Here is an 8,077-nt window from a genome sequence, read left to right on the forward strand (position 1 = left end):
ATCGCCAGGAGAATGTTCCTTATGAATTTTTCCGAGAAGGGGCCGTACTAGTGGAATGAGAGGAATGAAAGGGGGATGTAAGTGATGAAAAAGAGGAGAGAAGATGGGAGAGATGAAACGAGACAGCGAGAGAGAGAGTAGATGCGATGAGAGATAGGAGATGAGAGAGGAGATGAGATAATAGAAAATGAGAGAGAGAGAGAGAGAATGAGAGATGACAGAAAGAGAGAGATGAGAAATGAGAAGAAAAGAGAAGAGATCAGGAAAGAAAAGGAAAGAGAGGACAAACACGAGAATAAAAATAACGACCGAGTATTTTCTAATATCATATGTGTACTAGGGGAGAGGGGGAGAGAAAGAGAAAAAGAAAGAGAAAAAGAAAAAGCGATTGTGCCAACAATCGAAAGTGTCAAAACCTATTTCCTCGAACAAAACTTTCCGGAACTTGAAGCCATTAAGTTTTTCAATTACTTCTCCAGTAACGGTTGGTTAGTTGGTGGTAAAACTCCAATGGTCAATTGGCAAGCCGCAGCACAAAATTGGATATTAAACGCACCTAAATTCATTTCAAATGAACAACAACCCAACAGAGCAAAACACCTCAACACAGGAACAGACAAAGACTATTCAGAACCGCTTTAACCTGAACTTGTTTCAGGTTCTTTGCGAACCTTGCGAAATCCTTTGCGCACTTTGCGGTTAAATCCTAAAATTATGGAAACAGAAATAAAAACCCACTACAACTACGAAGAAGTAATCCTTTGGCTCGAAAAAAAGGGAATTGAATTATACGGAAATCATTTCAAAATCCTTGAAACTGATTATCCCATAATTTACAAACTCATCGCCTATTTCCTAAATGACGAAGCAACTTGTTTTCAATATAGCATCAATCCCAACAAAGGAATTCTACTTTCTGGTCCAGTCGGATGTGGCAAAACTTCACTAATGAATTTGATGAAATATCTAACACCAATCGAAAATAAGTTTTTCGTAAAACCGTGTCGAGACATTAGCTTTGAATTCATCCAGGACGGCTATCAAATCATTCACAAATACAGCAAAGGAAAATTATACGAATATGAACCCAAAACAATATGCTTCGACGATTTAGGAACAGAAAACAACCTAAAATACTTCGGAAATGAATGTAATGTAATGGCAGAAATTCTATTAAGTCGATATGATATTTATACAGCTAAAAAAATTCAAACGCATATCACTACAAATCTTTCGGCAAGTGAAATTGAAACTCAATATGGGAACCGCGTGCGTTCTCGACTACGTGAAATGATTAATTTGATTGGTTTTGAAAGAAATGTTATAGATAAAAGGACTTAATAACTTGGTTAACAATTCAAAACCTAACAAAACAAATCATTAGAAATTATTTTATAATTTGGTAAATTCATAAATATTTTACTAATGATAGAGCAAATAGAGATTAAAAGGGTTGCATCTTATGATCAGACGGGTATTCAAATTACAAATTTAAAGAAAATAAATTTTATTTATGGTGCAAATGGTTGTGGGAAAACTACAATATCAAACTTTCTATATGACGAAACAAATTTTGAGAATTGTTCAACAAATTGGAAAAATAGTCAAGAATTAAAAACATTAGTTTATAACAAAGAATTTAGATTACGAAATTTTGGTAATGGTAAAATTGGAGGAGTTTTTACACTGGGAGAAGCAACTACAGAACAGATTGCAGTTATAAATCAAAAAGTCGAAGAATTAAAGATTATAAAAGCAGACGGTCTTAAAAAAAGAGAAACTTTAAATACTCAAATTCTAAAAAAAGAAAACCTAGAAAATGAGTTTAAGGAAACAACTTGGACTAAAATTTATAAAAAATATGAAATTACTTTCAAAGAGGCATTTACAGGTTCGTTACAGAAAGAAAGTTTTAAAAATAAATTATTGACTGAATTTAGCAGTAATACTAAAACACTGTCGTCAATAGAAGAATTAAAAGAAAAAGCAAAAACAATTTTCGGAAAAGTTCCTCAAAATATTACACCAATAAATACAATAACATTTGATAGAATTATCGAAATAGAAAACAACCCAATATGGAAAAAAGTAATTGTTGGTAAAGCTGATGTTGACATTGCAAAACTTATTCAAAAATTAAATATTAACGATTGGGTAAATCAAGGAAGAAATTATATTCAAGAAGATAATACTTGTCCGTTTTGTCAACAAGAAACCATTTCAGAAGATTTCAAAAAACAATTAGAAGATTATTTTGACGAAACCTATTTAAGTGATTTGAATACAATAAAAACGTTAAAAGAAGAATATAATTCTTTGATGAACAACTTTGTAAATGAATTGAACAATCTTGAAACCAATCAAAAATCTTTTCCGGATACAAAATTAAATATTGATAGATTTTCTGCTTTTTTAAAAACATTGATTGGACAGAATACCGCAAACGGCGAATATCTAAATAATAAAACAAAAGAACCTAGCAGAAGTATTGAATTAATTTCAGTAAAGGAACAATTAGATCTAATTGCAGATTTAGTACTAAGTGCTAATACAGAAATCACAAAGCATAATAATATTGTAACCAATTTTACAACGGAAAAATTAAGTTTAACTCAATCTATTTGGAAATATATTATTGAAGAATTTAGAACTGATATTACAAAATTCAATACCGAAAATAATGGATTACTCACTGGTAATACTGCTCTTCAAGGTCAACTAACTACTAAATTAAAAGAATTTAGCGATTTGGATATAGAAATTAAAAATTTAAGCAAAAATGTCACTAGCATTCAGCCAACTATAAATGAAATTAATCGTCTTTTAAAATCTTACGGATTTTTAAGTTTTGAAATTGTGCCGTCATTAGAAGAAGGATTTTATCAAATTCAAAGAGAAGATGGAACTATTGCTGAAGCAACATTAAGCGAAGGCGAAATTACATTTATTACTTTCTTGTATTATTTACAATTGGCAAAAGGTGGAAGTTCAGAAGAAACGGTAAACGATGAAAGAATTTTAGTTATTGATGATCCAATTTCAAGTTTAGACAGCAACGTATTATTTGTTGTTAGCACGCTAATAAAAGATATTATTAAAAGTATTAAATCAGATGCGGGAAATATTAAACAGATTATTCTTTTAACTCACAATGTCTATTTTCACAAAGAAGTATCTTTTATTGATGGAAGAACGAAATTTTGTGCAAAAACAAATTTTTGGATATTAAGAAAAAACGAGAAATTCACTAATATTCAATCTTTCAATATGGAAAACCCAATAAAATCATCTTATGAATTATTGTGGCAAGAATTAAAAAATGAAAATGTTAAATCAAGTGTAACCGTTCAAAATATTATGAGAAGAATTATTGAAAACTATTTTAAACTTCTAGGAAAATATGGCGATGATGATTTAATACAAAAATTCACAACCAAAGAAGAGCAAGAAATATGTTCGTCACTAATTAGCTGGATAAATGATGGTTCACACAGTATCAACGATGATTTGTTTGTTGAATTACAGGACAGAACAATTGAAAATTATAAAAAAGTTTTTAAAGACATTTTTATTCTAACCAACCACGAAGGACATTTTAATATGATGATGGGAATAAGTGAATTAATAAATTTAGAAGAAGAAACAAGTGTTGTTTAATCAACTAATTATACTTGAATTAAAAAATAAATTATGGACAATAATCAACTTAATAATTTAAAAATAGAATTACTAAAAATCGAAATTAACTGTTTAAAATTACTTTCAGAGAAATTAAGTAAAAGTAGTTATATGTCAGATATTGAAAATATAGCAAACAAATCAAATACTTTGAAAAAAGAAATTGATAGTTTATTGATTTCAAGTTTAATTAATGATTAATATGGAAACAAACATTAGTGCACATACTTTATTTCATTTTACGTACAATAAAAATTCATTATTAAGCATCTTAAAAAATGGCTTATATGTTCGTTACAGTTTAGAAAACTTTGAGAGCTTAATTAACGATAAAGCTGAAATTGTTTTTCCAATGACATGCTTTTGTGATATTCCGTTATCGCATGTTAGAAGACATACAAATACTTACGGAAAATATGCTATTGGATTATCTAAATCTTGGGGCATGGAAAACAAGATTAATCCAATAATTTATACTTATCCAAATTCAGCTACAACCTCAATTCTTAATGATGTTTTCGAAAATATTGAAAATTTTTTTGACATTGAAGAAAAGGAATTAGAAAAGTTTAAATTTAATCGAAGTGCGGAAATTGTCTATGAAAGGTTTAATATAAGAGAAGAAGAATTTTCGAAAAGAGTTGAGAGTGTAAATTCTAAATTGTCTCACTTTATTCGTTATATAAAACCGTATGAAGGAAAATTCTATAGAAATGGAAACTATTTAGAAAATCTTGTAAGGTTCTATGACGAAAGAGAATGGCGATTTACACCATCACGAGAGTTTCTATTTAGCAAAGAAATGAAGGATAGTTATAAAAGTGAATACTTCATTGACCCTAGAAAAAGAAGAGCTTTAAATATAAAACTTGCAAAACATATAAAACTTGAATTTGAGCCAAATGATGTAAAATTTATAATTGTAGAACGAGATAGTGAAATACCTGATATGATTAAACAGTTAGACGATATCTTTGGAAAAACAGCATCTTCAAATGATTTAAAATTACTTGGAACAAGATTAATTTCATTAGAACAAATTTTAGAGAACTTATAATGGAACACACAATAAAACTTTTCTTAAAATTAGGCAGCGAAGAAAATATTCTTGATTTATTCGAAAATGGAACAATCTACATGAATACAATTGAATATTTTCGAAAAGTAGAAGACCAAGAATTACGAGGCGATAAATACGAAGGAGTTTCAAGAGTGATTAATTCTTTGCCCGGCACTTTCAAAATTCCAGGAATTGATAGAGAGTTCAATTATATAAAAATACACTTGACAGAAGCTCATAAAGAAGTTATTGGAAATATTTATTCATTGTACGCAATATCGTCAAAAGGTTTCCCTAATCCATTAGATTTTGCATTTGATAAAAATAATTTGCGTTTTGGAACTCACTGTTTGGTAATAAAAGACCTTCCTCTATTTTTTAAGAAAATCGAAAAAGAATTAAAAAATAATAATTATAAATTTCGTCATGGATTTGTAGACTATTATAATAAAGATGAGGTAAATCGTAAAATAACATTATTTGAAAAACCTTTAGAGTTTGAATATCAAAAAGAATTTAGATTTTATGTTGAAGATTATGGAATGAAACCAATAAAAATTCAAATTGGTTCTATAGAAAAGTATGCAGAAATATTTAAAATTGAAGACATATTAGAATTTAAATTAGTCCCTAACGAAATTTAGTTTATATGCTTATTTTTTAATTTCTTTGCATCATTCATTTAATTATATGCTCAATCCAACCGAAATAAAATCAATAGTAAACTCTGGAGAAGGATTTAATGCCGAATTCAAAGTAAACCTACCTACTAATCTGAAAAGTATTACCGAAGAAGTATGCGCTTTTGCAAATGCTTCTGGAGGAGTTCTATTAATTGGAGTTGATGATAAAAACATAATCAAAGGAGTTACTATTGATAATTCCAAACGTTCTGCAATACAAAATTCTATCGGAGAAATCTCGCCACCATTGCAATGTGAATTTTATATTGTTGAGGTTGATGGTAAAAATGTAGCTGTTATAGAAGTTCCTTCAGGACAAAACAAACCTTACGTTTTATCAGGTGCAATTTATGTGCGCCAAGGTCCAAATTCTCAAAAACTAACAACGGTTGAAGAAATGAGAAACTTTTTTCAGCAAACTGATAGAATTTTCTTTGACGAAGTTTCCTGTTTAGAAGCAAATATAGAAAATGACATTTCAAAAGAAAGTATTAAAACGTTCCGTTTTGAAGCTGAATTAGCCAATGCAACATCAGACGAACAATTATTTACGAATTTAAAATTAGTTTCCAATGATGGTTATCTAAAAAACGGCACTGTTTTGTTTTTCGGTAAAGAACCGGAAGTTTTCTTTGAAAAAGCTGTTATTCGTTGTTTGGTCTTTGATGGTTTAGACAAAAGATATATTGTTGATGACAAAGTTATGACCGGAACATTATACCAGCAATATCAAAAAAGTATGATTTGGCTGAAATCAAAACTAAATGTAAGATATGATATTGAAGGCGAAGGAGCTAATCCAAGAAATGAGTATTGGGAAATCCCAACAATTGCCTTCAAAGAAGCTATCATTAATTCACTAGCACATCGTGATTATTATGATAAAGGAGCAAGAACAACTATTGAAGTATTTGATGATCGTGTAGAAATATCAAATCCTGGTGGTTTAGTTAGTGCAGTTCCAAGAAATGAATTTGGTAAAAGAAGTGCAAGCAGAAATCCATTAATCTTTGGTTTATTTGAAAGAATGAGATTAGTAGAACAAATAGGTTCAGGTATTGCAAGAATACGTGATGTAATGAGAGAAGAAGGATTAACACCACCTGAATTTAATATTGATGGAATGTTTACAGTTACATTTAGAAGACCTTTTGATTTTGAAAAGTGGGTAGAAAAGTGGGTAGAAAAACTAACAGATAATAGAGTTAAAATTCTTAAAGAAGTTCATAATAATCCAAAAGTAACTAAAAAAGATTTAGAAAAAGTAGTAGGTATAAGTGCTTCTGCTATAGATAATAACATAGACTTTCTTAAAGATTTAGGACTACTTACTAGAGAAGGAAGTGATAAAGGTGGTAATTGGAAAATTAATTACTTATTACCATAGGTGGGTAGAAAAGGTGGGTAGAAAAATAACCTCAAATTTTAATTCATTATCTCATTCAGCTGCACAAAAATTGCTCCTAGTCCAAGTATTCCTAGCATCAATTCTTTGTTTGCTTCATTTCACTAATTTCATTTTTAACAACAATTGATTTTCATTCGGTGGTAAAAGAAAGTTTTACATTTCAGAAGCCACTCCTTTGCCAACGCTCTAAAAAAAATTACTGGCACAGTTTTTAGAAAAAACACGTACACTTCGTGACTTGCGCCAGTAATTTTTTTTCCCAAGCTGTGTTACATAATTGAGTATTATAGTTCATTACAAAGCGTTGTTATTGTTTTTTTGGTTTTTGCAATGAAGCTATAATATCATTTATGTAAAACAGCCGCTCCTGCCAACGCGCTTGTGGTTTGCTCTAGGACAACTTTTTGAGCGGCTCTTTAAGTGTTATTTTAATTTTGGTAAAGAGCCGCTCAAAAAACCATCCTTCACAAACCACTGTCAAAATTCCGATGAACATTTTCTTTAATTTACAAGATTTCTTTTCGCAAGAACTTTACAACTGTTTTATCAGCTAGACGCTTAAATCGGTAGTATTTGCATTGCTTTTGTAAGTAGAAAAATGGCTTTATTATATAGTGAATTTGCCTATGGTAAAAGTCATTTTTCTACACACAAAACCAAAAAGAGCCAGCAAGAGTATATTTTTTTATTTGCCAGAAACACAAGATAAATTGCTTTTCCATCGGCTTGATGCGTAGCGGTTTCAGATGAATGTTCACTTTAAAAATCATTTCCATCTTTTTAGGAAAAGTGAGCATCAAGCCGATAGTAAAATCAATCACAACATCACGTTAAGCAAATAAAAAAAGACACACTTGCCTGCGCTACTGCCTCATCGCACTAGGTCGTATTTGCATTGTTTTTGTAAGTGTAATAAATTGCTTTACAACTTTACTTCTAAAATTCACAATCGCGATAAAGCAATTTATCACACCCACAAAATCAAACCGTAAGAAAGAGTATGAAATTTCAAAGTCCGAATAAAAGCAATTTTATTGTTTTCTTGGTTTTTTATTCAGCCTTTGAAATTTAATACCCTTTCCGAAGAACATCATCTATCTCATCAACATTTTTAAAATCTGTCTTAAACAGAAACTTCTCGGATTAAAAGGAAAATAAAAAAATAATAAATAAAAGAAAGTAAAGGTAAGTTCCAGTTTCAAGAAAAAAAAGTTCAAGCCCTGCGGGTTTTAGAAAAAATCTCCACCC

Annotated in this window: 7 protein-coding genes; all 7 read left to right on the top strand. The window is 29.9% G+C overall.

Annotated elements, in window-relative coordinates:
* Positions 1–231 precede the first annotated feature (231 nt).
* The 7 genes from ACH2CG_RS14815 (at position 232) to ACH2CG_RS14845 (ending at position 6,808) form a co-directional block, all read left to right on the top strand.
* On the top strand, positions 232–642 hold the full coding sequence (locus ACH2CG_RS14815) for a hypothetical protein (RefSeq protein ID WP_395066565.1): 411 nt from the start codon (positions 232–234) through the stop codon (positions 640–642).
* 72 nt (positions 643–714) lie between these two features.
* Positions 715–1,341 (top strand): ATPase, encoded by a 627-nt coding sequence (locus ACH2CG_RS14820; protein ID WP_395066567.1) that lies wholly within the window; start codon positions 715–717, stop codon positions 1,339–1,341.
* 84 nt (positions 1,342–1,425) lie between these two features.
* On the top strand, positions 1,426–3,657 hold the full coding sequence (locus ACH2CG_RS14825; RefSeq protein WP_395066569.1) for an AAA family ATPase: 2,232 nt from the start codon (positions 1,426–1,428) through the stop codon (positions 3,655–3,657).
* Between the two features lie 33 nt (positions 3,658–3,690).
* The gene (locus ACH2CG_RS14830) at positions 3,691–3,879 is read left to right on the top strand and encodes a hypothetical protein (RefSeq protein ID WP_395066571.1); all 189 of its coding nucleotides are present in this window, start codon (positions 3,691–3,693) and stop codon (positions 3,877–3,879) included.
* A gap of 1 nt (position 3,880) precedes the next feature.
* Positions 3,881–4,735, top strand: coding sequence for an abortive infection system antitoxin AbiGi family protein (locus ACH2CG_RS14835; RefSeq protein ID WP_395066573.1), 855 nt, complete (start codon positions 3,881–3,883; stop codon positions 4,733–4,735).
* Positions 4,735–5,382 carry a hypothetical protein gene (locus tag ACH2CG_RS14840; protein ID WP_395066575.1) on the top strand — a complete coding sequence of 216 codons (648 nt, stop codon included), beginning with the start codon at positions 4,735–4,737 and terminating at the stop codon, positions 5,380–5,382. The genes ACH2CG_RS14835 and ACH2CG_RS14840 overlap by 1 nt, the downstream gene beginning before the upstream one ends.
* A gap of 46 nt (positions 5,383–5,428) precedes the next feature.
* Positions 5,429–6,808 carry an ATP-binding protein gene (locus ACH2CG_RS14845; protein ID WP_395066577.1) on the top strand — a complete coding sequence of 460 codons (1,380 nt, stop codon included), beginning with the start codon at positions 5,429–5,431 and terminating at the stop codon, positions 6,806–6,808.
* Positions 6,809–8,077 lie beyond the last annotated feature (1,269 nt).

The sequence above is a fragment of the Flavobacterium sp. genome, assembly GCF_043778725.1.
Classification (GTDB): domain Bacteria; phylum Bacteroidota; class Bacteroidia; order Flavobacteriales; family Flavobacteriaceae; genus Flavobacterium.

What these genes read in the sequence shown, in the direction of transcription:
- ACH2CG_RS14835 (WP_395066573.1), top strand. Translation starts at nt 3,881, where the DNA reads ATGGAAACAAACATTAGTGCACATACTTTATTTCATTTTACGTACAAT.
- ACH2CG_RS14840 (WP_395066575.1), top strand. Translation starts at nt 4,735, where the DNA reads ATGGAACACACAATAAAACTTTTCTTAAAATTAGGCAGCGAAGAAAAT.
- ACH2CG_RS14820 (WP_395066567.1), top strand. Translation starts at nt 715, where the DNA reads ATGGAAACAGAAATAAAAACCCACTACAACTACGAAGAAGTAATCCTT.
- ACH2CG_RS14815 (WP_395066565.1), top strand. Translation starts at nt 232, where the DNA reads ATGAGAAATGAGAAGAAAAGAGAAGAGATCAGGAAAGAAAAGGAAAGA.
- ACH2CG_RS14825 (WP_395066569.1), top strand. Translation starts at nt 1,426, where the DNA reads ATGATAGAGCAAATAGAGATTAAAAGGGTTGCATCTTATGATCAGACG.
- ACH2CG_RS14830 (WP_395066571.1), top strand. Translation starts at nt 3,691, where the DNA reads ATGGACAATAATCAACTTAATAATTTAAAAATAGAATTACTAAAAATC.
- ACH2CG_RS14845 (WP_395066577.1), top strand. Translation starts at nt 5,429, where the DNA reads ATGCTCAATCCAACCGAAATAAAATCAATAGTAAACTCTGGAGAAGGA.